This is a genomic window from Rhodopseudomonas sp. NSM (assembly GCF_052445935.1).
In the GTDB taxonomy this organism is placed as follows: domain Bacteria; phylum Pseudomonadota; class Alphaproteobacteria; order Rhizobiales; family Xanthobacteraceae; genus Rhodopseudomonas.
On sequence record NZ_JBQTCH010000003.1, the window covers coordinates 328,738 to 352,532 of the forward strand.

Annotated in this window: 21 protein-coding genes and 1 pseudogene; 7 read left to right on the plus strand and 15 right to left on the minus strand. The window is 65.5% G+C overall.

The window, feature by feature from the left end; all coding sequences use genetic code 11:
* Positions 1-52: 52 nt before the first annotated feature.
* From ACTZWT_RS09890 to ACTZWT_RS09905, 4 genes are all read left to right on the plus strand, one after another.
* Positions 53-2,119 (plus strand): HAMP domain-containing methyl-accepting chemotaxis protein, encoded by a 2,067-nt coding sequence (locus tag ACTZWT_RS09890; RefSeq protein WP_444769501.1) that lies wholly within the window; start codon positions 53-55, stop codon positions 2,117-2,119.
* 352 nt (positions 2,120-2,471) lie between these two features.
* Entirely contained in the window at positions 2,472-3,416 is a 945-nt protein-coding gene (locus ACTZWT_RS09895; protein ID WP_444769502.1) for an endonuclease domain-containing protein, read from the plus strand.
* A 5-nt stretch (positions 3,417-3,421) separates the two neighbouring features.
* A complete protein-coding gene (locus tag ACTZWT_RS09900; RefSeq protein WP_444769503.1) occupies positions 3,422-4,126 on the plus strand; it encodes a hypothetical protein in 705 nt (234 codons plus the stop codon).
* 50 nt (positions 4,127-4,176) lie between these two features.
* Positions 4,177-7,308 carry a helicase HerA domain-containing protein gene (locus ACTZWT_RS09905; protein WP_444769504.1) on the plus strand — a complete coding sequence of 1,044 codons (3,132 nt, stop codon included), beginning with the start codon at positions 4,177-4,179 and terminating at the stop codon, positions 7,306-7,308.
* A gap of 1 nt (position 7,309) precedes the next feature.
* On the opposite strand, the gene ACTZWT_RS09910 is transcribed toward ACTZWT_RS09905, so the two are convergent.
* The 13 genes from ACTZWT_RS09910 to ACTZWT_RS09970 all read right to left on the minus strand — a co-directional run bounded on the left by ACTZWT_RS09910 (position 7,310) and on the right by ACTZWT_RS09970 (position 19,805).
* The gene (locus ACTZWT_RS09910; RefSeq protein WP_444769505.1) at positions 7,310-8,665 is read right to left on the minus strand and encodes a TIGR03808 family TAT-translocated repetitive protein; all 1,356 of its coding nucleotides are present in this window, start codon (positions 8,663-8,665) and stop codon (positions 7,310-7,312) included.
* Positions 8,666-8,778: 113 nt separating this feature from the next.
* Positions 8,779-9,426, minus strand: a complete 648-nt coding sequence (locus tag ACTZWT_RS09915; RefSeq protein ID WP_444769506.1) for a pyroglutamyl-peptidase I family protein — start codon at positions 9,424-9,426, stop codon at positions 8,779-8,781.
* Positions 9,423-10,415 carry a methylmalonyl Co-A mutase-associated GTPase MeaB gene (meaB, locus tag ACTZWT_RS09920; protein ID WP_444769507.1) on the minus strand — a complete coding sequence of 331 codons (993 nt, stop codon included), beginning with the start codon at positions 10,413-10,415 and terminating at the stop codon, positions 9,423-9,425. The genes ACTZWT_RS09915 and meaB overlap by 4 nt, the downstream gene beginning before the upstream one ends.
* Positions 10,399-11,184, minus strand: coding sequence for a PdaC/SigV domain-containing protein (locus tag ACTZWT_RS09925; RefSeq protein WP_444769890.1), 786 nt, complete (start codon positions 11,182-11,184; stop codon positions 10,399-10,401). Before ACTZWT_RS09925 ends, meaB begins: the two co-directional genes overlap by 17 nt.
* 2 nt (positions 11,185-11,186) lie before the next feature.
* The gene (locus ACTZWT_RS09930; RefSeq protein WP_444769508.1) at positions 11,187-11,465 is read right to left on the minus strand and encodes a HepT-like ribonuclease domain-containing protein; all 279 of its coding nucleotides are present in this window, start codon (positions 11,463-11,465) and stop codon (positions 11,187-11,189) included.
* Positions 11,466-11,532: 67 nt separating this feature from the next.
* On the minus strand, positions 11,533-11,847 hold the full coding sequence (locus ACTZWT_RS09935) for a nucleotidyltransferase family protein (protein ID WP_444769509.1): 315 nt from the start codon (positions 11,845-11,847) through the stop codon (positions 11,533-11,535).
* 35 nt (positions 11,848-11,882) lie between these two features.
* The gene (scpA, locus tag ACTZWT_RS09940) at positions 11,883-14,042 is read right to left on the minus strand and encodes a methylmalonyl-CoA mutase (protein WP_444769510.1); all 2,160 of its coding nucleotides are present in this window, start codon (positions 14,040-14,042) and stop codon (positions 11,883-11,885) included.
* A gap of 235 nt (positions 14,043-14,277) precedes the next feature.
* A complete protein-coding gene (locus ACTZWT_RS09945) occupies positions 14,278-14,742 on the minus strand; it encodes a GFA family protein (protein WP_444769511.1) in 465 nt (154 codons plus the stop codon).
* Positions 14,739-16,607 carry a methylmalonyl-CoA mutase family protein gene (locus ACTZWT_RS09950; protein WP_444769512.1) on the minus strand — a complete coding sequence of 623 codons (1,869 nt, stop codon included), beginning with the start codon at positions 16,605-16,607 and terminating at the stop codon, positions 14,739-14,741. The genes ACTZWT_RS09945 and ACTZWT_RS09950 overlap by 4 nt, the downstream gene beginning before the upstream one ends.
* Before the next feature lie 145 nt (positions 16,608-16,752).
* On the minus strand, positions 16,753-17,244 hold the full coding sequence (gene folK / locus ACTZWT_RS09955) for a 2-amino-4-hydroxy-6-hydroxymethyldihydropteridine diphosphokinase (protein ID WP_444769513.1): 492 nt from the start codon (positions 17,242-17,244) through the stop codon (positions 16,753-16,755).
* A complete protein-coding gene (gene folB / locus ACTZWT_RS09960; RefSeq protein ID WP_444769514.1) occupies positions 17,237-17,614 on the minus strand; it encodes a dihydroneopterin aldolase in 378 nt (125 codons plus the stop codon). The genes folK and folB overlap by 8 nt, the downstream gene beginning before the upstream one ends.
* Complete coding sequence (gene folP, locus ACTZWT_RS09965; RefSeq protein WP_444769515.1) at positions 17,611-18,480, minus strand: dihydropteroate synthase; 870 nt, start codon at positions 18,478-18,480, stop codon at positions 17,611-17,613. Before folP ends, folB begins: the two co-directional genes overlap by 4 nt.
* A 251-nt stretch (positions 18,481-18,731) precedes the next feature.
* Positions 18,732-19,805 (minus strand): hypothetical protein, encoded by a 1,074-nt coding sequence (locus ACTZWT_RS09970; protein WP_444769516.1) that lies wholly within the window; start codon positions 19,803-19,805, stop codon positions 18,732-18,734.
* A gap of 222 nt (positions 19,806-20,027) precedes the next feature.
* Between ACTZWT_RS09970 and ACTZWT_RS09975 the strand changes: the two are divergent.
* Positions 20,028-20,274, plus strand: a pseudogene (locus ACTZWT_RS09975) (hypothetical protein).
* A 27-nt stretch (positions 20,275-20,301) separates the two neighbouring features.
* Complete coding sequence (locus ACTZWT_RS09980; RefSeq protein ID WP_444769517.1) at positions 20,302-20,898, plus strand: hypothetical protein; 597 nt, start codon at positions 20,302-20,304, stop codon at positions 20,896-20,898.
* Positions 20,899-20,936: 38 nt separating this feature from the next.
* On the opposite strand, the gene ACTZWT_RS09985 is transcribed toward ACTZWT_RS09980, so the two are convergent.
* Both ACTZWT_RS09985 and ACTZWT_RS09990 read right to left on the minus strand, forming a co-directional pair.
* Positions 20,937-21,344 (minus strand): DUF4332 domain-containing protein, encoded by a 408-nt coding sequence (locus ACTZWT_RS09985; RefSeq protein ID WP_444769518.1) that lies wholly within the window; start codon positions 21,342-21,344, stop codon positions 20,937-20,939.
* Positions 21,345-21,377: 33 nt separating this feature from the next.
* A complete protein-coding gene (locus tag ACTZWT_RS09990; protein ID WP_444769891.1) occupies positions 21,378-21,761 on the minus strand; it encodes a DUF2267 domain-containing protein in 384 nt (127 codons plus the stop codon).
* Positions 21,762-22,089: 328 nt separating this feature from the next.
* Between ACTZWT_RS09990 and ACTZWT_RS09995 the strand changes: the two genes are divergently transcribed.
* Positions 22,090-23,700 carry a helicase HerA-like domain-containing protein gene (locus tag ACTZWT_RS09995; RefSeq protein WP_444769519.1) on the plus strand — a complete coding sequence of 537 codons (1,611 nt, stop codon included), beginning with the start codon at positions 22,090-22,092 and terminating at the stop codon, positions 23,698-23,700.
* The last annotated feature ends 95 nt before the right edge of the window (positions 23,701-23,795 follow it).

Below are 23,795 nucleotides of genomic sequence, written 5' to 3' on the forward strand. Positions count from 1 at the left end.
CATAGGTTGCAGCCGAGCCGCCGAATTCGCGCTCGAGAATGAAAGTCAGATCATGACCCGCACCGCTCCCTCGATTGACGCACCAAAATCCTCCGGTCCCCTCGCGATGTTCACCAACCGCAAGATCGGCACCAAGATCGCCATCGGCTTCGCCGCCATTCAGGTGCTGATGGCCGTGCTCGCGGTGATGAACTATTCGAGCTTCGGTACGATCGGCGCGGCGTTCACCTCGTTCGGGCAACGCGTCGAGGTGGTCGGCATCGCCCAGGAGATCGACCGCAGCTTCACCGCCTTTCGCGGCATCGTGCGCGAATACGGCATGACCGGCGACGACGGGTTGCTCGGCGAAGCCGATCAGCGCAAGCAGAAACTCGCGGACAACATCGCGCAGGGCTCGCGGCAGCTTCAGAATCCCGAGACGAAGGACGTGATGGCCGACATCAATCGCCAGTTCGACGTCTATGGCAAGGGGTTCGGCGAGGTCGTCAAGCTCCGCCAGGAGCAGAATCAACTGACGCTCGAGGTGCTCGGACCGGTCGGGCAGCGCGTGATGAGCCGGCTGGAACAGTTGCAGAGTTCGGCGATGACCGGCGACGGTCGTAGCGACGACGCGCTGCTGATCGGACAGGCCATGAAGCAGCTTCTGACGCTGCGGCTCGCCGCCAGCAAGGTGCTGGGGATTCACCTGGAGCGTGAAGCCTCGACCGCGGCCGAGAAGGCGATTGCTGAACTCAAGACCACGTTGTCGGCCCTGAAGATTTCGCTCGACACGGCCGGCGAGCAGAGCCAGCTCGTCGCGATCGGCGCCGACCTCGCCAGCTACACCGAGGCCTTCCGCAAGGCATTGGCCGACGTCAACGCGGTCGAGACGAAGATCGGTGAGATGGCCAAGGTGGCGGATGCTTTGGCTGCAGCGGCCGCGCGGATCAACCAGATCGGCGGCGCCGAGCAGAAGCAGATCGGCCAAGAGACCCAGGCATTGGTCTCCGATACCAGGAGCCAGACCCTGATCATCACCATCACGGCGCAACTGATCGGCGTGGTTCTGGCCTGGCTGATCGGCCGCGCGGTGTCGCGCCCGATCATTGCGATCTCAGAAACGATGCGTGAACTCGCCGCCGGCAAGCTCGACGTCGCCGTCGCCGGCTCGGGCCGCATGGACGAGATCGGTCTGATGGCCTGCACCGTCGAAGTGTTCAAGTCGCATGCGATCGACGTGCAGCGGCTGAAGCAGGAGCAGGAGGAAGCCGAGCGTCGCGTCGCCGAGGAGCACAGGGCCGAGATGCGGCGGCTGGCCGACGATTTCGAAGGCGCGGTCGGCGAGATCATCCAGACCGTGACCTCGGCCTCGACCGAACTCGAAGCGTCCGCCGGCACGCTGACTTCGACCGCTGATCGCTCGCAGGAGCTTGCGACCTCTGTCGCGGCGGCGTCCGAGCAGGCCTCGGCGAATGTGCAGTCAGTGGCGTCCGCGACCGAGCAGATGTCGTCGTCGATCTCCGAGATCAGCCGTCAGGTGCAGCAGTCGGCGCGGATCGCCGGCGACGCCGTCGATCAGGCGCGCAAGACCAACGGCCGGATCGGCGAACTCGCCGAAGCGGCGAGCCGGATCGGCGCGGTCGTCGACCTGATCACCACCATTGCCGGCCAGACCAATCTGCTGGCGCTCAACGCCACGATCGAGGCGGCGCGCGCCGGCGACGCCGGCCGCGGCTTCGCTGTGGTGGCGCAGGAGGTCAAGGCGCTGGCAGAACAGACCTCGAAGGCGACCGGCGAGATCAGCCAGCAGATCAGCGGCATGCAGACGGCGACGCAGGAGTCGGTCGGCGCCATCCGCGAGATCGGCGGCACCATCGAGCGGATGTCGGAAATTGCTTCGACCATCGCCTCCGCGGTGGAAGAGCAGGGTGCTGCGACCCAGGAGATCGCCCGCAACGTGCAGCAGGCGGCGCAGGGCACGCAGCAGGTCTCGGCCAACATCACCGACGTGCAGCGCGGCGCCACCGAAACCGGCGCGGCATCGTCGCAGGTGCTGGCCGCCGCGCAGTCGCTGTCGCGCGACAGCAATCGCCTGCGCGACGAAGTCAGCCGCTTCGTCGAAACCGTGCGGGCGGCATAGACCCGGGTCGCGGCGCTGCCGACAGCGCCGCCCCCTTCGCCATCCTTCACAGCGCGCCCCGGTCGGTCCGGGGCGCAGGCGTTTGGATCGTCACCGACCGGATCGGCCATTCTGTCCGGGCGGCGCAAAACCGTCACCGCGTGCAGCCTGCCGCCGCCGGCGTAGTTCGTCGCGTCGACACTTGGTCAGTCCCGGACTCGAACTGCCGGAGCAGGCGACAGCGCGTGCATCGCTCCGCGGCAACGTCACTGTTGCGCGGCGCCGGCCAGTTTGTCATTCTCGCAGTTGCATGAAGACAGGGGTGCAATCTCGGTCGTCGACCCTCACTGGTGTGCGGGAGTTGGGAGAGCGGGTGGTGCGGCTTGCGCGTGGCGAGCGGCTGACGGTCACCGGTCTTGGCATCGACGAGGTTCGACAAGCGCTCACGACGGTCGAGGCGCAACGCCCCGCGCTGATTCTGCCGCAGGGAGGCGGCAGTACCGAAGCGATCCTGCAGGAATTGATCGACGATCTGGCCGAGCTGGCTCTCACCTGCTGGCCGCGTTGGTATGGCCGCGATTGCTCGACGGCGGATGGGCTGCATATCCTGCCCCAAGACCAGCCGGACGTCTCTGCGCCGTGGTTTCGTGCAGCTGCCAGGCGCGCCGCAACAGGCTACCGGCCACGATTCCGCCGGACAGCGAGATCGATCGAGTTCACTCAATTGATGCAGGCGATCGGTCCGCCCGACCTGGTATTGCTCGCGCCTGCCGATCCAGTCGACGCACGCCGTGCCGCGCCGGTCATCCAGGTGCTGGAATGGTGCGCAGGACAGGGCGCGTCAGTTGTGGCGCTGTTCCCGAGCAGGCCGGCCCCGGTCCCGCCGTTCGAGCGCCTGCTGTATGACGCCGTCGAGGCGGTGCCGACAGCCGAGCCGCTGCAACTACGCTTCATTGCCCCGAGCGGTCGCGCACATCACGCAAGCCTCGTCGAGCAGCGGGTCGAGGCGGCATTGCGCCACGACTGCGAGCTTGCGCCGCTGTTCGCCTGTAACCAAACGGTCGCAATCGACGGCTATGGCAACCCGCGTGTCGATCTGCTGTGGCGCGAAGGGCGTGTCGTCGTCGAACTCGACGGTCCCGAGCACCAGGGCGACCCGAATTTCGCCAACGACCGTCACCGCGACTACGAGCTCCTGATGGCCGGCTATCTGGTGCTGCGTATCACCAACCATCAGGTCACGACCGACCTGCAGGCCGCCGTGGAGAAGATCCGCGCGGTGGTCCGCTTCCGACAATCAACGACCAGCATGCGGTGACGACGATGACTCCGAAACAGACCTTGATCATGTGGTGCCTGCTCGGCCGCAAGGGGCAGGCGATGCAGAGCGAGATCGTCCCGAAATTCGAGAAGCAGGACCGCGAGGCGCTGATTGCCGAAGGGCTGATCTCGAGCGCCAAGATCGGCCGCGCGATCGGAATCGAGCTGGAGGACAAGGGGTGGAACTGGGCCGGCCAGCATCTCGGCGACGAATTGCCGAAGAATTATCAGGTGCTGCAGCAATGGCTGGCGATGTTGCAGCGGCATCTCGAGAAGAGCGGCGAGACGCTGGCCGATTTCATCGGTCCGGCCCCCGAATGGCCGCCGGCCGCGCCCGCCAAAGAGCCGAAACCGAAGCGCAGGAAAGCGCCAGCCGGACCGAAGAAGAGAAAAGGAAAGAAGGGCAAACCGGACGATCCGGCTTCGACGCCGCCGTCGCCGGAGCAACTACGCGCACGGATCGAGCAAGCCTATCTGACGATTACCAATGGACGAAAAGGCGAGCCTGTCGCCTTGAGCAAACTCCGCGCGCAACTGTCAGACCTCGATCGGGCGACGGTGGATGGCGGGCTGCTGCGGATCCACAAGACTGAAATCAAGGCCGGGTTCGGACGTAACGACGATCCCAAAGACATCTCGGCCGAAGAGTCCGAAGCTGCCTTCAGCTCCGGCGGCGATCCTTATCATTTCATCTGGTTTCAATCATGAGTCAGGCTCTTCAGGCGCTTCGCGTCGTCGATTTCAACTGGGTTCGTTCTTTGGATAGCATTTGGTTCGATGAAAGCGCGACCAAGAGCGCCGGGCCGAACGCGGACATTGTCGCTCACGTCTCGCAGGAATTCCTCCGGGAAACGCTGGGGCCCGTATCGCGTGCGCCGGGCATCGCGCTGACCGGGCACGCAGGCATCGGCAAGACTCACTTCGTCAGCCAGCTCCGCCGGCAGGTCTGGGAGGATGGCGGCTGGTTCGTGTTGCTCGAAGTGATGGGCTTGACCGATTTCTGGCGCAACGCCGCATTGAGCTACATCACCTCCTTGCTGCAGCCGATGTCCGATGGCCGCCGCCAGCTCGAAGCCGTTTTGGCCGGCGTCGCTCGGCGCTTCAAGGTCGAGAAGGAGGTGGAAACCGCCTTCAACATTCCGAACATCGAGGCACGCAAGATCGTGGACGTGCTGGTCAAGGGGCTGATGCGCCACGACATGCAGAACACGCTCCGGCATCAGGACGTGTTTCGCGCGATGTGTCTGCTGCGATCCAACGACATCAACAGCGCCGGGCTCGCCCATGCCTGGCTGCAGGGCTACGACGCCGATGAACAGGCGCGCGCCGCGCTCGGCTTCCTGAAGCCCCCGCCGCCGCCGGTCGATCTGGTGAAGGGAATGTCCTGGATCATGAGCCTCGCCGGGCCGACGATGGTCGCGATCGACCAGATCGACGGCGTCGTCAATCCGAGCATCGTCAGCGCGCATATCAACGACGATGCGCCAAACCAGGGCCTGGGCGAAGCGCTGGCGGCCGGACTACTCGAGCTCTACGACGTCGGCCATCGCAGCATGACGGTCGTTACTTGCCTGTTCAACTCCTGGCAGGCTCTTCAGAAGCGAGGCCTGACCCCTTTCAGCCAGCGCTTTCGCGAGCCGCTGATCCTTCGCGAGATGAAAGACTCCGCCGATATTCGCAATCTGATCGTCAGCCGGCTTGCACCGGCCTACCAGTCGGTGAACTTCAAGCCGCCTTACGAAAGCTGGCCGTTCAGCGACGATGCGATCGCCGGTGCCGCCGGTGTAATCACAACTCCGCGCACTATCCTGATGCGCTGCGATGCCTTTCGTCGCCGCTGCATCGAGGCGGGCGAGGTCACCGAATGCGATCGGCTGACCGACGCCGTCACTACGCCCGAAACGCCGCTCGCGCGCAATGGTTTTGCGCAAGCGTTTCAGCAGTTGAGCGCGACGGCCGAGGTCGGCGGCCTCGTCGTCCCGGACGACGACGGCGAACTCGCCGCGCTGCTTCGCGAGGTGTTCGATCTCTACGCCCGTGAATTCGCCGCCGATGAAGCCGTCGATCTGGAGAGCCGCGGCGACCCGGCGCAGAGAACGCCGCCGCTGCATGGCCGGCTGACGTTCACATACCATGCCCAGAACGACCGCGAACGGCACTTCTGCTTTCGCGCGCTCGAACACACCCATGCGATCTCGTTTCAGGCCCGGCTGCGCGCGGCGCTGACCGCATCCGGCATCAATGCCAGGATCGCCGACCGGCATCTCATTCTGGTGCGGCGTAGTCCAGTTCCGGGCGGCGCCAAGACGCGGCAATTGTTCGAGTTGTTCGAGAAGGCCGGCGGCATCGTCGTCGATCCGCTGGAGGCGGATTTGCGGGTGTTCGTCGCGCTGCGGCAGATGAACAGGCAGGCAGCCGCGGGCGGCAGAGCCGCCGAGTTCGAATCCTGGCTGCGCGCCGACAAGCCGCTGTTTGCGACGCAGTTCTTCAAGCGGGCCGGCCTCAGCCCGCCGCCGGCCGCGCCGACGCCGACGGATGGTGCGCAGGCGCCGGAGACCGGACCGGGTGGCTCGGACGCTCGGACGGATGCGCCAGAGCCTCCAGCGCCGGAGCCCGCGCCACCGCTCAACGCCTCACCATCACCCGCAGCGCCGGCTGCGGAGATCCAGCACTCCATCCCGGTCGGACGGCGCATCGGAGTGGGCGATGAACCCATTAGTCTGCCGCTCCGGCTGCTGCCGCGCCACACCGCGATCATCGCCGGCTCGGGCTCGGGCAAGACCGTGCTGTTGCGGCGGATCGTGGAGGAGGCGGCGCTTGCCGGGATTCCGGCGATCGTGATCGATCCGAACAACGATCTGTCCCGACTCGGCGATCAGTGGCCGGTCCGGCCGGAGACGTTCACCGGCGCGGACGACGACAAGGCCCGCCGCTATTCCAGCAAGGTCGAGGTGGTGGTGTGGACGCCGGGTGTGCACGGCGGCAATCCGCTGTTCCTGCCGGTGATGCCGGATTTCGCCGGGCTCGGCGACGACAAGGACGAGCGCCAGCAGGCGACCGAGATGGCGGCCGAAACGCTCGGTCCTCTCGCCGGCGCGAAAAGCGCGTTGCAGAAAGGTGTCCTCGTCGAGGCGCTGCGTCACTTCGCGGCCGGCGGAGGCGGCGATCTGAAACGCTTCATCGAACTACTGACAGAGCTGCCCGACGGCCTCAGTCCGATCGGCAACGCCGCCAAATTGGCGGCTGGCATGGCCGACCAGCTCCATGCCGCCGTCGCGACCAATCCGCTGCTGCGCGCCGACGGGCCGGTGCTCGATCCGAGGCTGCTGTTCTTCGGCCCGGATCCGGCCCGCGTGCGGCTGTCGGTGATCAACCTGTCGGGCCTGGCGACGGAGGCGGCGCGGGAGGATTTCGTCAACCGGCTGCAGATGACGCTGTTCAGCTGGATCAAGCGACATCCGTCGAAGACAGGTCTGCTCTACGTTATCGACGAGGCGCAGACGTTCCTTCCGTCGCAGAAGCCGGCGCTCAGTCTCGGCAGCGGGGTCAAACTGGTCGCCCAGGCGCGCAAATACGGGCTCGGCATGATCGTGGCGACGCAGGTGCCGCGCGGCGTGCACAATCAGGTCGTGTCGAACTGCACGACGCAGTTCATCGGCAAGCAGAGCGCGCCGGCGACCATCGCCGCAGCCCAGGGCATCATCGCCGCCAGCGGCGGGCGGGCCGACGACATCGGCAAGCTGAAAGCCGGTGAATTCTACTTCGCCACCGAAGGGTCGGGCAAACCCGGCAAGGTGCGGACGCCGCTGTGCCTGAGCTATCATCCGGCCAATCCGCCGACTCCGGGCGAGGTGGTGGCGCTGGCCAAACGATCCGGCAGGATCGCGTAGGTCACCGCACCGAGTTGCTGCCGAGCGCGATCTGCGCGAACCTGGCCGCGCCCGGCGCGGTGAGATCCGGCGTCACCGGCCGGGCGTGGTCGAGCCCGACCACCGCGCCGCGCGGCGCTTCGGCGATGACGTTGCCGTTGATCGCGGCGGTGCCGGCGCCCTCCATCACCGACACGCCGATGCCGATGAACGCCTTGCGCACGACATTGCCGGTGATGGCGACATCGCGCAGGTACTTGCCCCATCCGGCGACGATGCCGAACGACGGCGCGTTCTCGATCACATTACCGGTCACCGCGGTGTCGGCCTCGACATAGATGCCGATGCCGGCGTCGTCATCCGGCGCGGTGCCGATCGGCCGCTTCGGCCTGAGGTTGCGGATGATGTTGCCCTGCACGACCGAGAGCCTGCCGCCCTCGTTGAAATTGCAAACCGAGACGCCGAGCGCCGCGCCGTCGACGGTGTTGCCGGAGATGATCGCGCCCTCGAATGCGAACTCCGAATACAGCGCAACCTCGCGGACATCGCTGACGCTGTTGTCGGCGATGTGGATGTTCGACGCCGAATTGCCGCGCACCGCGGAGTAATCGCAATTCCTGATGCGGTTGCCGCTGACGATGACGTTGCCGGCGCGGAACGCGTTGATGGCGTTGCCGTACTGCCCCGAGCCGCCGGGGCCGGCCGTGATGTTCTCGATCCGGTTGCCGGTGACCAGCGTGCCGTCGTCGCCGACCGACGTGCGCAGGATCTCGACGCCGTTGGAATTTGCGCCGATGATGGTGTTGCGCGAGACGTTCAGGCCCTTGGCGTCGAACGACACCACGCCGGTGACCGCGATCGCCGTCAGCGTGTTGTCGCTGATCATGCCGGAGGTGGTTTCCAGCCAGATGCCGCAGCCGCCGCTGGCGGTGATCTCGCAATCGGTGATGCGCAAATCGCGGGCGCCGACGCAATGCACCAGGCCGCGCCGCGCCGGCAGCGGGATCGCGCCGCCGTCGAGCACCAGGCCGGAGAGCGTCGGCGTCTCGGCGCCGGCGCTGTCGAACAGCGAGACGCCGCCGGTGAAGATCAGCCGGGTCGCGCCGCGCACGCCGCTGAGCTGCGCGCCCGACGGCAGCCGCAACGGGCCGGTGCGATAATGTCCCGGCGGCAGCGCCAGCGGGACGCGGGCGCGGGCGGCATTGTCGATCGCGCGCTGCAGCGCCGCGGTCTGGTCGTCGGAACTGTCGGGGCGGATGCCGGACTGCGTTGCGTCGCGGCCGCGCTTCGAGGTGAGCGGCTGCGCGGCGAGTGGCGCCGCCGACAGCGCCAGCGCGCCGGCTGTGAGTCCGATCAAACGACGCCGGTCGAGAGTCATGGGCGCATCCCTCGCTGAGCGAATTCGCTGTTTGAAGTAACGCAGAATTCGCCGCAGCAGCGCCCGCGGTGGTGTCGAAGGGCGACGATGTTTGGCGGTAGGGTTAACCCGGATCAGGCCGAACGCGGCTCGGTCTGCCGCGCCAGCTTCGTCAGTTCGAACAGGACCGCCTCGCCGGCATCGACCAGATGGTCGGCGGTGATTGCGCTGCCCGGCCAGGCGCGCCCGTCGCGCGCCGTCAGCGGCACGTGGACGAAGGCGGCGAGGCGGGGCCCATGCGGCGCGGTCGTGGCTTCGATCGCGCGCCAGCCGAGATAGTTGCAGAGATAGCGGCCGGCATCGCGCGAGGCCCGCGCGTCGATCCCGGTGTTGCGTGCGGCGCGCAGGAGCTTGCCGCAATGCGGCCCGAACGACCGCGCGTCTGCGCCGGGCGCGATCGAGCCCGTCCGCAGCTTGATGCGGTCGGCGTCGGGCCACAGCGTGGTGACCGCGTTGCGGGCGCGGGTCTCGATCCGCAAATGCCGCGTGCGCGCGGCGAGCCCGAACATCAGCAGCGCGTCGGGGCGATGCATCGTCAGGAGCTCGGGCAACTCGGCATCCACCGCGCGATAACTCACCGGAAACACGTGACCGATGCGCTCGATGCCGTCGAAGGCGGGGCGGCGCAATCTGACGAGGCGCTCGACCAGCGCCGGCGTCGGATTGAACGGCGCGCCTGGAAACGGGCCGAAGCCGGTGATCAGGATGCGCAGCGCGCTCATGCCAGCAACTCCGCGATCTGGTCGGCGCCGATCGCCGGCGTAACGCGGCCTTCGGCGACGGCGGCTTCGGTGGACTTCACCTTGGCGCGGATCGCGGGGTCGCTCTTCAGGCGCGACTTCCAGCGGTCCTCGAGCATGGTCCACATCCACTTCACCTGCTGCTCGCGCCGCCGCGCGTCGAATTCGCCGGGCGCAGTCGTGGCCGTGCGGTGGTCCAGCACGCTCTGCCACAGCTCGGCAATGCCCTTGCCGGTGATCGCCGAATAGGTCTGCACCGGCGGCTGCCAATGCGTCGAGCGCGGGGTGAGGATGTGCAGCGCGGCGCGATACTCGCCGGCGGCGAGATTGGCGCGGGCGATGTTGTCGCCGTCGGCCTTGTTGATCGCGATCATGTCGGCGAGTTCGACCAGACCCTTCTTGATACCCTGCAACTCGTCGCCGGCGCCGGGCAGCATCAGCGCCAGAAAGAAATCGGTCATGTCGCAGACGGCGGTCTCGGACTGGCCGATGCCGACGGTCTCGACCAGAACCACGTCGAAACCCGCCGCCTCGCACAGCAGCATCGCCTCGCGCGTCTTCGCCGCGACGCCGCCGAGCGTGCCGGATGACGGCGAGGGGCGGATGAAGGCGTTGGGCTCGGCCGAGAGCCGCGCCATCCGCGTCTTGTCGCCGAGGATCGAGCCGCCGGTGCGCGCGGACGAGGGATCGACGGCGAGCACCGCGACCTTGTGGCCCTGCGCGATCAGATACATCCCGAGTTCGTCGATCGTGGTCGACTTGCCGACGCCGGGCGAGCCGGTGATGCCGACCCGGATCGCGCGGCCGGTCTGCGGCAGCAGCTCCTGCACCAGCGCGCGCGCGGCGGCCTGATGATCGGCGCGGCGGCTCTCGACCAGCGTGATCGCGCGGGCCAGCGCTGCGCGATTGCCGGCGCGGACGTCGCTCGCCAGCGACGGCAGGTCGAGCGGCTTCTTACCTGGCGCGGTCATCGTCGCCCTTCGGCCGCTCGCCGCTGAAGATCGCCGCGCCCTCGGCCGACAGATGCGGCGTCAGCGTCTGCCACGGCACGTAAGCGTTGTATGCGCCCTCCGCATAGGCGCCGACCGCATAGGGCGGATAATGGAAGGTGAGCCCGGCGCTCTTGCCGGCTTCGGTCGACGGCGTCAGGGTCACCGCACCGATCTTCAGCAGGTTCGGCGCGATGCTCTTGACGTAGTCGGTGTCGCTGTCGTCGGCGCCGCGCGCCTTCTTCTCGGTCTTCAGCGACGCCAGCACGCCCGTCACCATCGCCTTCATCGCCGGCCCGCCATCGGCGGTCTCGGTGAAGAACGGCCGGATGCTGATGCGCTTGCCCTGCGCCTTGTCCCACAGGATGGTGTTGATGTCCGTATTGGGGTGAGCGCCGCCGGTGTAGCTGTAATCCGTCCGCACGATGCTGACATAACGGTCGGCGACCAGCGACGAGACCGTGTAGCTGCGCTCATAGGTCCAGGCGCCGTTGCGGAACAGCTCCGGATCGCTCTTGAATTCCTGCTCGGCCTCGGTGCGGTTCTCGGCGATCCACTTCTTTCCTTCGGCGAGGCAATTCTCCGCGAGCTTCGGATCGGCCCTGATCGGCGCATCGAGCAGGACTTGGCCGTCGATCGCCTTGGTCTTGACCGCGAAGTCGGGCTTGGGTTTCGCCGGCTCGGCGAGGGCCGGGGAGAGGAGGAGCAGGGCCAATAGACAAGCCAGTGCATGTCGCCAAAGGTTGATCATGTTCAACGGTCGGTTTCCTTGCTGACGCGTGTAACGAACTGCTGCAGCGGCTCGAGGTCGCGCTGGACCATCTCCCACAACAAGCCAGCGTCGGTTGCGTGATAGCCGTGGCGAAGCCAATTGCCGAGATCGGCAAGGCGCCGCCAGTTGATGGTCGGTTCGCCGCGTTTGAAGTCCTCGGGAATGTGCCGCGATGCTTCGCTGATCCTTTCGAGGAATCGCTCGACCGCTGCAAGTAACACAGGATTGGACTGCAGATCGGAGAAGTTGCGGTCGGACAACGCGTCCCGGATGTTCTGAATCGCTGTCGCGATGTGAGTTAGTCTATCTCCGAGGTTTGGAGGCACGTCAAAAGACCTCGACGAGATTATCGCCGATTCGCTCAGCGAAAGCCGGCGGGATAGAGCGGCGCATCGTGGCCTGCACCTTGAGTCCGGTGGCGTCTTCGATGATGTGCCCGACGCCAATCAAATCAAGCAGCGAGAGGCGAGCATCTGGCGACACCTCCACCAGCACGTCGAGGTCGCTGTCCGGTCGCGCGTCGCCGCGGGCGCGCGAGCCGAACACGAACAACTTCGAGACGCCTTCGCGCCTCAGCGCATCGGAGTGCTCGCGCAGCTTCGCGAGGATCGTGTCCAGCGGCATGTCGACGACGGTGGTCATGCCGCTATCCTAGCACATCGCCGCCGCGCCTGCAGCTACTCCGCCGCCTGGCTCGCGTGACCGAGCCGTGCGTTGAGCTTGTGGATCAGTTCCTCGGCGGCGTCGGCGATCACGGTGCCGGGCGGGAAAATCGCCTCGGCGCCGGATTTGATCAGCGCGTCGTAGTCCTGCGGCGGCACCACGCCGCCGATGATGATCATGATGTCCTCGCGGCCCTGCTTCTTCAGCGCGGCCTTCAGCTCCGGCACCGCGGTGAGATGCGCGGCTGCGAGCGACGACACGCCGAGAATGTGGACGTCGTTCTCGACCGCCTGCCGTGCGGCCTCGTCGGCGGTGGCGAACAGCGGTCCGATGTCGACGTCGAAGCCGATGTCGGCGAACGCCGAGGCGATCACCTTCTGGCCGCGGTCGTGGCCGTCCTGGCCGATCTTGGCGACGAGGATGCGCGGCCGGCGGCCCTCGGCGTCCTCGAACGCGTCGATCAGCGCCTGCACCTTCTCCATCCGGTTCGGCATGCTCGCGACCTCCCGCTTGTAGACGCCGGTGATCGACCGGATCTCGGCGCGATGCCGGCCATAGACCTTCTCCAGCGCGTCGGAGATTTCGCCGACGGTGGCCTTGGCCCGCGCCGCGTCGATCGCCAGCGCCAACAGATTGCCGTTGCCGTCCGCGGCCGAGCGCGTCAGCGCCGCGAGTGCTGCGTCGACGTCGGCCTGATTGCGGTCGCTGCGCAGCCGCTTCAGCTTGTCGATCTGCAGCCGGCGCACGGTCGAGTTCTCGACCTTCAGCACGTCGAGTGGCGCTTCGTCGACCGGCTTGTACTTGTTGACGCCGATCACCGATTGCCGGCCGGTGTCGATCCGCGCCTGGGTCTTGGCGGAGGCCTCCTCGATGCGCAGCTTCGGCACGCCGGCCTCGATCGCCTTGGCCATGCCGCCGAGCGCCTCGACTTCCTGGATGTGTCCCCACGCCTTGACCGCGAGATCGTGGGTCAGCCGCTCGACGTAGTACGAGCCGCCCCACGGATCGATGATCCGATTGGTGCCGCTTTCCTGCTGCAGGAACAACTGCGTGTTGCGCGCGATCCGTGCGGAGAAATCGGTCGGCAGCGCCAGCGCTTCGTCGAGCGCGTTGGTGTGCAGCGACTGGGTGTGGCCCTGCGTCGCCGCCATCGCCTCGATCGTGGTGCGCATCACGTTGTTGTAGACGTCCTGCGCGGTCAGCGACCAGCCGGAGGTCTGGCAATGCGTGCGCAGGCTGAGCGACTTCGGGTCCTTCGGGTTGAACTGAGTCAACAGCTTGGCCCACAGCAACCGCGCCGCGCGCATCTTGGCGACTTCCATGAAGAAGTTCATGCCGATCGCCCAGAAGAACGACAGCCGCGGCGCGAACTTGTCGACATCGAGGCCGGCGGCGATGCCGGCGCGCAGATATTCGACGCCGTCGGCCAGCGTATAAGCGAGTTCGAGATCCTGCGTCGCGCCGGCCTCCTGCATGTGATAGCCGGAGATCGAGATGGAGTTGTACTTCGGCATCTTCTGCGAGGTGTAGGCGAAGATGTCGGAGATCACCCGCATCGACGGCGTCGGCGGATAGATGTAGGTGTTGCGCACCATGAATTCTTTCAGAATGTCGTTCTGAATGGTGCCCGACAGCTTCTCCGGCGGCACGCCCTGTTCCTCGGCGGCGGCGACGAACAGCGCCAGGATCGGCAGCACCGCGCCGTTCATGGTCATCGACACGCTCATCTGGTCGAGCGGGATGCCGGCGAACAGCGTGCGCATGTCGTAGATACTGTCGATCGCCACGCCCGCCATGCCGACGTCGCCGGCGACGCGGGGATGGTCCGAGTCGTAGCCGCGATGGGTGGCGAGATCGAACGCCACCGACAGGCCCTTTTGCCCCGCGGCGAGGTTGCGGCGATAGAAAGCGTTGGAATCTTCCGCGGTCGAGAAGCCGGCATATTGCCGGATCGTCCAGGGCTGGTTGACATACATGGTCGGGTAGGGGCCGCGCAGGAACGGCGCGAGGCCGGGCCAGGTCTCGAGGAAATCGATGCCGTCGAGATCGGCCTCGGTGTAGCCCGGCTTGACCAGAATGCCCTCGGGCGTCAGCCACGGCTGGGCCTCGCCTGCGGGCGCAGGAGCGGCGGTGGGCTGGAACGCGATCTCGGCGAAGTTCGGAATCTTGCTCATTTTGTCTTCTCAAATTCCCGATGTCGTTCGATCAAGTCCCGAACATTCTTTTTGTAGGTGGGATCGTCTCGATGATCCTTCGACAGGCTCGCGGTCCACTTGTCCCAAAACCACCAAGTGATCAGATCCCAGAGCACGCCTATCATGATGACCTCGGATAGATCGCAATCTACTCAATTCGATCGGCCGCTGAGGCGTTCTTATAGCACGGCCCGCCATGCGCGTCATTCGAGGCTCAATCGTGATCCGGCTGCTGATAGCTGAACACCTGCGACAGCTTCTCTTGGCCGTAGATCTGCAACGTCGTCTTGCTTGGCAGGTTCGCGATCGCGCCGACCCAGCCGAGCCGGGATTCGGCGCCGAGTTGCACGGTCGGAACCACGCGGTCGGGGCGGTCGAAGGTTCCGGTCATGATCTCGATGCTGGCGCCCTCGTTCTGGCGATAGCTCAGCGGCGTGCCGCAGGCCTTGCAGAAATCGCGCTCCGCCAGCGACGACGAGCGGAACGACGCCGGCCTGCCGCGGGTCCAGGCGAAATGCTCGCGCGCCACTTCGGCCATCGATGCGAACGGCGCGCCGGTGGCCTTCTGGCACATCCGGCAGTGGCACAGCGTAATCCGCAGCGGCGGGGCCGACAGCGCGTAGCGGATCGCGCCGCATTGGCAGCCGCCGGTGAGCGTCGTTTTCCCGGTCGCGGTCATGCCGCCTCGATGCGTTGCCAGGCGTCGTTCAGCAGCGCCAGCGCGTCGCTGCCCGCGAAGATGAACTCCTGCACGCCGGACTCGCGCAGGCTCGCTTCCAACTGGGCCGGCCGGCCAGCCAGATAGATCCGCGCGCAGCCGGCGTCGCGCAGCGCCTGCGCGGCCGCGGCGGCGTGGGCCGCATAGGCCTTGTCCGACGAGCACAGGCAGGCGAACGCCGCGCCCGAGGCCTTGAACGCCGACGCCAGCGCCGCGGCATCGGTGAAGCCCTCGGTGTCGATCGCCTCGATGCCGCCGGTCTCGAAGAAGCTCTTCGCGAACGTCGCGCGCGCGGTGAAATCCGCCGCGCTGCCGAGGTTGGCGAGGAACACCTTGGGCCGCGCCGCCTTGCGCGCCAGCACGGCGTCGGACTTGTCGCGCAGCGTTTCGAACGGCGTCGCGATCCGCATCGGCGCGAGCGGCGCGAAGCTGATTTTGGCTTCGTGAGCGGGGATCGCGACCGGCTCGGCGTCGAGCACGGCGGCGCGGGCCTCGTGCAGATTGGGGAATTCGCTGGCGCCGGTCAGCACGTCGCGGCGCTTGGCGATGGCCTTGTCGCGCGCGGCGCGGGTCGCCGCGACCTTGGGCTGGATCGCGTTGGCGCCGAGCGCGGCGAACACGCCGCCGGCCTGTTCGATCTCCTGAAATTGCGTCCACGCGGCTTCGCAGAGTTCGTGAGTCAGCGCCTCGATGCCGCCCGATCCTGCGGCGGGATCGGCGACCTTTTCGAGATTGGACTCTTCGAGCAGCACCAATTGGGTGTTGCGGGCGATGCGGCGCGCCAATGCGTCGGGCAGGCCGAGCGCCAGCGTGTGCGGCAGCACCGCGAGCGAATTGGCGCCGCCGAGCGCGGCCGAGAAGGTCGCGACCGTGGCGCGCAGCATGTTCACCGAGGGATCGCGCTGGGTCAGCATCCGCCACGCGGTTTCGGCCGCGACGAACAGCGGCTTCGGCGCGAGGCTGCAGCTCTGTTCGATGCGCGCCCACAGCACGCGCAGCGCGCGGAATTTCGCCAGCGTCAGGAACTGGTCGGCGTCGGCGCTGAGTCGCGCATAGATCATGCCGCGCGCCTGGTCGAGCGGTACGCCGGCGGCTTCCAGCGCGCGCAGATACGCGATTGCGCAGGCGAGGACGAACGCCAGTTCCTGCGCTTCCGAGCCGCCGGCGTCGTGGATCACGCGGCCGTCGGCGGCGAGGAACGGGCCTTTGAAGCCTGCGGCACAGAGGTTTCTTGCAACTTCGGCGATGCCGCGCGCGATCTCGCTCCAGTCGGTGGCGCTCGATCCCTGCACGGCGCGGGCGCCGAGCGGGTCGATGCCGAAGCGGATGTCGCAGGCGGCCGGGTCGGTGCCGCGGCGCGCGATCAGTTCGACGAGGTGGCGAACGACGTCGCAGGACTGCGGCGCGAACTGCAGTTCGATGCCGATACCGGCGTCCAAATGCACGTCCTGCAGCGCTTTTTCGATCGCGTCCTTCGTCGGCGGCAGGCCGAAGCCGCGCGCGCCGAGGCTGCCGGCGAACACCAGCGCGAGGCCGGTGGCGCCGTTTTCGAGATCGTGCAGCGCCTGCCTGTTGGCCTCGGCAGCGTCCGGATGGTCGACCCGCTGGATGATCTGCCAGGGCGCGCCGAGGGCGCGGCCGGCGATGGGTAAGGCATTGATCGCGCGCGGATAAATCGGACCGAGGGGGATCCCGTCGGCGGTCTTGCCGACCAGTTTCTCGAACGGCGCGCCCTTCAGCACGCCGAGGGCCAGCTTGCGCCAGTCGTCATAGCCGGCCGGAGCGAAATCGGCGGCGAGCGGCAGGTCCTTGATTGCAGACGACATTTTGGAAATCCGGCTCCCGGTACAAATTTGATTTGGCCGGAAAATGCCACGCCCGGCCCGTCCTGCCAAACGGTTGTTTCGGGCCAAAGGAACGAGAAAACGCTTGCGGCAAACCGGTGACAAACCCGCGGCAGCGCAAAACCGCTCAGACGCGGTCCGGCAGCCGCTCGATCCCGGCCGTGGAGAGGCCGGCGAGGGCGTCTTGCAGCGAGCGTCCGCCGATCACTCCGTCCGGCCGGATCTCGAGCAGCGGCACCAGCACGAAGGCGCGCTCGAACAGCCGCGGATGCGGCAGCGTCAGGCCGGGCTGATTGATCACCGCATCGTCGTAGCTCAGCAGGTCGAGGTCGAGCGTGCGCGGACCCCAGCGTCGTTCGCTGGCGCGGTCGCGGCCGAAGCGCTTCTCGATCTTGTGCAGCGTAAATAACAGCGCGTGCGGATCGAGCGCGGTGTCGATCGCCACGCAGGAATTGACGAAGCGCTCTTGCTGCTCGTCGCCCCAGGGCGGCGTCGCGTAGTCCGACGAGCGCGCGAGGAGTTCGCCCTGCGTCATGCCGCAGATATTGGCGATCGCCTTGTCGAACGTCGCGCGGACGTCGCCGACATTGCCGCCGAGCGCGATCAGTGCCTCAGCCATGCGAGGGCTGCCGCTGCCGCGTGATGATCACGCCGACGTCGTCGAAGATCGCGGCGATCGGCGCATGCGGCTTGTGCACGGTGATCTTCACCGCGGTGATCTTGTCGAACGCGGTGAGGATCGCATCGGCGACCGCGCCGGCGGCGCGTTCGAGCAGTTTGTAGTTGGCGTCCTTGAAGGCGGCGGTGGCGCAGGCCACCACGTTGGAATAGGACACGGTGTCGGACAGGCGGTCGGTGCGCGAGGATTCGGTGAGGTCGGCGGCGAGTTCGAGGTCGATGACGAAGCGCTGGCCGACTTCGGTCTCGTGATCCATCACGCCGTGCCGCGCATGCAGCACCAGGCCGGTGATGAAGATGGTGTCGGTCATGGCAAGTCCTTGCTGCTGGTCGTGATGGCGTGGGCGACTCGCAGCGCCTGCGCGGTTTCGGCGACGTCGTGGGCGCGGATGATGCGCGCGCCGTTGTGCACGGCGATCAGATGCGCGGCGATCGAACCGCCGAGCCGCTGCTTCGGTTCCGACGGCGACACCGTGCTGATGAAGCGCTTGCGCGAGGCGCCGACCAGCACGGGCAGGCCGAAATGCGCGAAGGCGTCGAGCCGCGCCAGCGTGATCATGCTCTGCTGCGGCGTCTTGCCGAAGCCGATGCCGGGATCGAGCACGATGTTTGCACGCGCGATGCCGGCGCGGGCGGCGATGTCGAGCGAGCGCGCGAAGAAGGCGTTGATATCATCGACGATGTCGATCGCGGGATCAGCGGCGTCGCGATTATGCATCACGATCACCGGCGCGCCGCGCGCGGCGACGACGCGAGCCATCTGCGGATCGCGCTGCAGCCCCCAGACGTCGTTGGCGATGCTAGCGCCATGGTCGAGCGCCCACGCCACCACCTCGGCCTTCATGCTGTCGATCGACACCGGCGCGCCGAGTGCTGCGACCGCCGCCAGCACCGGCGCCAGCCGCCGCCGCTCCTCGTCGGCCGAGACCGGCGTCGACCCGTAGGGGCGGGTGCTCTCGGCGCCGATGTCGATGATGTCGGCGCCCTGTTCGATCATCGCCGCGGCGTGCGCGCGGGCGCGCTCCGGGCTGAGAAAGTCGCCGCCGTCGGAGAAGGAATCGGGGGTGACGTTGAGAATGCCCATCACCGCGGGCACCGGGCGCGCGAGCAGCGCGCGCAACGCGGCGGCGCCGGTGGGTTCGGCCTGTGTCGTTGGGGTTTGCGGCACTGCGCTCATGCCAGCGCTTTGCGCGGGAAGCGGCGGGGAGTCAAGCGGGGGATGCTGTCCGGTTTGCTAACCCTGCAGCGGTTCGATCGAGCGCGATCTTTTCCGAAGATCGGATCAGGCTCTTTGAGGATTCTACCGCGCCGATCTTCCGAAAGATATCGGGACCATTTCTGTAGTCTCCCCAGACCCAGCAGCGGCTATCGAAGCGGAGTTGAGACTGGCTAAGCGCTAGAAGTGCCCAAGCCGTCTTGCATGCACAACTACGGAATTTTGCCCGAGAGAATGTCGATGAGTTCTTTGGGTAGGCCGGAATAGGCGGTCGCACGTTCTTCCATGGTTAGATCGCGTGAATCCAACTGTCGGAGGTCGATACCGCGGTGATTGATCTCTTCTACAGCGTCTCCGAAATCTCTCATATGGTCCATAGCCTCTTCTTGCGGTGGTTTGGCCCAGGCACCTATTAGAAGCGTGAGCGAATTTCGGCCGATACATCGATGAAAGTGGACTTTGAGTTGCTGGTTCGTCTTGCTACGCAAGTAAGGATTACGTCGGTAGTCTAGCTTCCACGCTTCATGACGCTTCATGGTGGGTGGAACGTCCTCGATGCTGACGAATTGATCGGGGTTGCCAATTACTGCGGTACTGCCCGTTCGAAATTCGGACCAGCGCTGCATTAGGTGCTCGATCACCTCCCTTTTCCAGCGCTGCCTTTCGGCAGGAACGCCGACAACTTGCACAATGGCAAAAGCGAGGCGTCCGTCAGGAAGCCGTTGGACATGCTTTTCAGAGAAGTAGAGGATTGCGTCGATATGCGGAAATCGGATTCCTGACTCATTTGGCTGCATCTTGCGATGCACGGCATACATTACAACGTCCGGGCTGAATTCATCGATCTTTGAATTGAGGAGTATGCAAATGGAAAGCGAGTTCTTACGAGGATTGCGCTTTCGATAATCTTCGAATTGCTGATTGGCTTTTCGGAGATGTGTCTCGATGGTTCTCGCAAGCTTGCTGAGAATGACTGATGCGATCTCTTTCCCATTGTTGAACGCGCTCAAGTCGATGCGCCTAGTCCCGAAGTGCATCGGTTTTTCGTCGGCAGGAACGCGGCTCTTGTAAGCTTCGTTGATCCTTTCGTTCTGCTCGTCCTCGAGGTGTTTCATCTCGATGAGCACGAGATCGCGATAGCAGGCAAAGTCTGGGAATTTTCCGAGTTTGGCTTCTTCCTCTTTCTGGTCGTCAAGCGATCGTCCGCCAAGGTAGTGGACCACGAAACGCGACAATGAGCTTGGCAGATCAGGAGGGCCGCCCGTTCGCTCAACATGAATGGACATTATGCAGATACCATAAGAGTTGGCGCTCTCTACGAAAGGGCTTCTCTAGTTTGATCACGATTTGCTGGCGTTTATGCGTTCCTTCAAAGTCATTGCGAATTACTAACTCCGACTTCGCAGTTGAGTCTCCTCACAGGAAGCCCGAATCTGAAGCCGCGCTTGACTCTAGAAGAACATAATGAGAACGTTTGCGATTGAAGGTCAAGCCCGGAGAGCACCTCAATGGCCGATGTCACCTACTACGTCGCGCTGCCGTTTTGGGCGTCGGACGACGGCGTCGTGGCGGGGGAGCTGGCGGAGTGGAGGGTGCGAGCGGGGCGATCCGCAGGGCGAAGGCGCTTTCGCGGTTGGATGAGAATGACGGCGCGGTGGCGTCAGCCGGACGGGTGATCCGTCGATCGGCGAGTTTCAGGGTGCGGTGCTGATCAAGGCATTTGGGGAGGTGCCGAGTGATCTGTCGGCGCTTTAAGAAATGCCCATTTGGAAGAGTGCGATATTGAGTGATCTATCTGTTCTCTTAACCCATATTGGATTGACGGGCGGCCAAGCAGTAGGGTTCGTCGTCACGATTGCCACCAGTCTATGGGCCGCCAATGCCGCTAAATCCACCTCACGTGAGAGTAGGAGGCAGCACACTTCTGGGATTCGACAAGACCAGTTGCTTGCAGCTGGATTGTTGATTGATTGTCTTAGTAGGTTTGAACAATCACTTGAGGAAATTTTCTATGACAACATCAATTGCAACCAGATGTTTGATCATCACATCTCAATCGATACTGCGCAATTGCGGCCCGATGTTCTTCAGCTTGCTGCAAAGCTTGGCCCTGACATTCTCACGAAGTTCATTTCTCTCGAAGCTAGCCGTTCGAAAGCGGAGCGGACGATCAAGTCTATCGGCACCATCCTTGGGAGAGACGACGCCGAAGATGAAACGACTGCGCATTCTGCGCTTCTAATCTTACAGTCGGCCGATTTGGCGGGTGAAGTCAGCGAGAAAGTGGGAATTGCAGTCAGCCTTACTCCCTCGGTTGAGCGCGAGCGCCTGGTCGAGGCGGCAAAACCCGTAACTGATCGCAATAGCCAGCGCGACTAGACGTTGCGATTGCTTCAAGGGCAGTCCGTGCAACCCCCTCAATAACTAATCTTCAGCGGCAGCTTCCGCGCCTCCTCGATCAACTGCCCGACCTCTTTCTCCGACGGCAGCGCGCGGACGAGTTTGCGTTTGAGGTTGGCTTCTTTCATGTTCTGCGCCAGCCGTGCCGGGTTGCGGTGGGTGAATTCGCGCAGGGTGTTGACGCCGGCGGCGCGCAGCAGTTCGGCTTTGGCTTTGCCCATGCCGGGGATGCGCATGCAGTCGGCGATGTTGGCCCATTCCAGCAATTGCTGTTCGCTGATTCCTGTTTTTGCGGCGAGCGCCTTGCGGCCGCGCATGGTGCGGGCGGCTTCGAGCAGCGCTTCGGTGGTGCGGATGCCGGCGGATTTCAGCTTGCCGGCGGCGGCGACTGTGATGCCGTCAATCTGGGTGATGGGATATGTCATGATACTCGGGACTACGCGTGCGAAATGCGATGTTCAGGTGAATTGGCGAAGGCCCGGCGTCTCGGCAATGATGGTCTTCATCCGATCGGCTCCGATCTTTTCGCGGCCGATGTGAAACAGCTCGTGCGCCAGCTTCTTGATGTCGCCGATGCCGAGGCCGAGGCCCATCAGCCGCGCGCCCATCGCCATCACGCCGCCGCCCATAAGATTCGCGCCCATCAGCCGGCCGAGGCCGCCGCGCGATTCATTGGCGGTGGCGATCGCGTCTTCGGCGCCGGGGATGGTGTCGATCAGGGCCTGGACGGGCTCTTGCGGACCCTCGCTGCGGAGAAAGCCGAGGATGATGCCGACGCTCTTTCCGGCAACAGCTTTCTCGAGGCCGGCCTTGTCGGCCAGCCGTTCAATCAACTCGTCCATTACGCCCCCGCCGCCGGTTGTCCGCCGGATTGTACTTGTCGTGTCATCCTGATCTTCCACGTTCCGAAAAACAAGCAACGCCCGCGCGAGAAGCCGCTGTTCCGCCGGATTCGATTCGCGAGTGTTGCAACATTGCACGGGGTGTTGCCCGAGCGGCCCCTTACAACAGATTAAGGTCGGAGCGATTTGCGCGCCGCATCGCCACGCGCGACGTTGCGGCCGCCGGTCGGCAATGATTGGTCGTTGAACAGTTCTCATCGATATGCAGGATATGCAGCGCAATGAGCCGCCGACGGCTCTCTTGATCTGCGCGCGGGGAAACGGCACGATGACGGCGAGCGAGACCGGTAGCGACGATACCGATGGCAGGATCTTCATCGGCAAGGGCGAGCAGCCGGCCTGGCTGACGCTCGGCCTCGCCAATCGCCACGGCCTCGTCACTGGCGCCACCGGCACCGGCAAGACGGTGTCGCTGCAGGTGATGGCCGAGGGCTTCGCGCGCGCCGGCGTGCCGGTGTTCGCCGCCGACATCAAGGGCGATCTGTCCGGCATCGCCGAAGTGGGCGAGGCCAAGGACTTTATTTTGAAGCGCGCCAAGGCGATGGGACTCGCCTTCCAGCCGGATCAATTCAGCACGGTGTTCTGGGACGTGTTCGGCGAGCAGGGCCATCCGGTGCGCGCCACCGTCTCGGAGATGGGGCCGCTGCTGCTGTCGCGGATGCTCGATCTCAACGACGTGCAGGAGGGCGTGCTCAACGTCGCGTTCCGCGTCGCCGACGACATGGGCCTGCCGCTGGTCGACATGAAGGACCTGCGCGCGATGCTCGATGCGATCGCGCCGATCACCGCCAAGGTCGCCGAGAACGGCGACGTCAATGCCGACATCCGCCAGGCCGCGGCGTCGCTCGGCAACGTCACCAAGCAGACCGTCGGCACCATCCAGCGGCAATTGCTGGTGCTGGAAAATCAGGGCGGCGCCAGCTTCTTCGGCGAGCCCGCGCTGCAGCTCAAGGATTTCATCCGCACCGACAATCATGGCCGCGGCCTGGTCAACATCCTGGTCGCCGACAAGCTCATGACCAATCCGCGGTTGTATGCGACGTTCCTGCTGTGGATGCTGTCCGAGCTGTTCGAGGAACTGCCCGAACTCGGCGATCCCGACAAGCCGAAGCTGGTGTTCTTCTTCGACGAGGCGCATTTGTTGTTTAACGACGCGCCGAAATCACTGATGGATAAAATTGAACAGGTCGTGCGACTAATCCGCTCCAAGGGCGTCGGCGTCTACTTCGTGACGCAGAATCCGGTCGACGTGCCGGACCGCGTGCTGGCGCAGCTCGGCAATCGCGTGCAGCACGCGCTGCGCGCGTTCACGCCGCGCGACCAGAAGGCGGTGGCGGCGGCGGCGGAAACGTTCCGGCCCAATCCGAAGCTCGATACGACGAAGGCGATCACCGAGCTCGGCAAGGGCGAGGCGCTGGTGTCGTTCCTCGAAGGCAACGGCACGCCGGCGATGGTCGAGCGGGTGATGATCCGCCCGCCGTCGGCGCGGATCGGCACGATCACGCCGGAGGAGCGCGCCGCGATCATCAAGGCGAGCCCGATGAAGGGCCGCTACGACACCGCGATCGATTCCGAATCCGCCTACGAGAAGCTGCGCGACCGGTTGGACGGCACGGCCGCCGGCGCCGAGGCCGCGCCGGCGGAAGGCGGGCTGTTCGGCCAGCTCGGCAGCCTGGTCTCCACCGTGTTCGGCACCAATACGCCGCGCGGCAAGCTCACGACGGGTCAAGTCGTGGCGCGCAACGTCGCCCGCACCGTCGCCACCACGGTGGTCGGCGGCATCGCCGCGCAGCTCGGCAAGAAGGTCGGCGGCGCGATGGGCGGCTCGGTCGGCCGCTCGATCGTGCGCGGCACGCTCGGCGGCATGCTGCGGCGGTGAGGCCACCTGCTTGACTGCAGGCGTGTGCTGCAGTCAGACGGCTTCATAAGCCGGGCAATTGCCCTATGATCCGCCGTGCCCGGGACCAGCCCGGG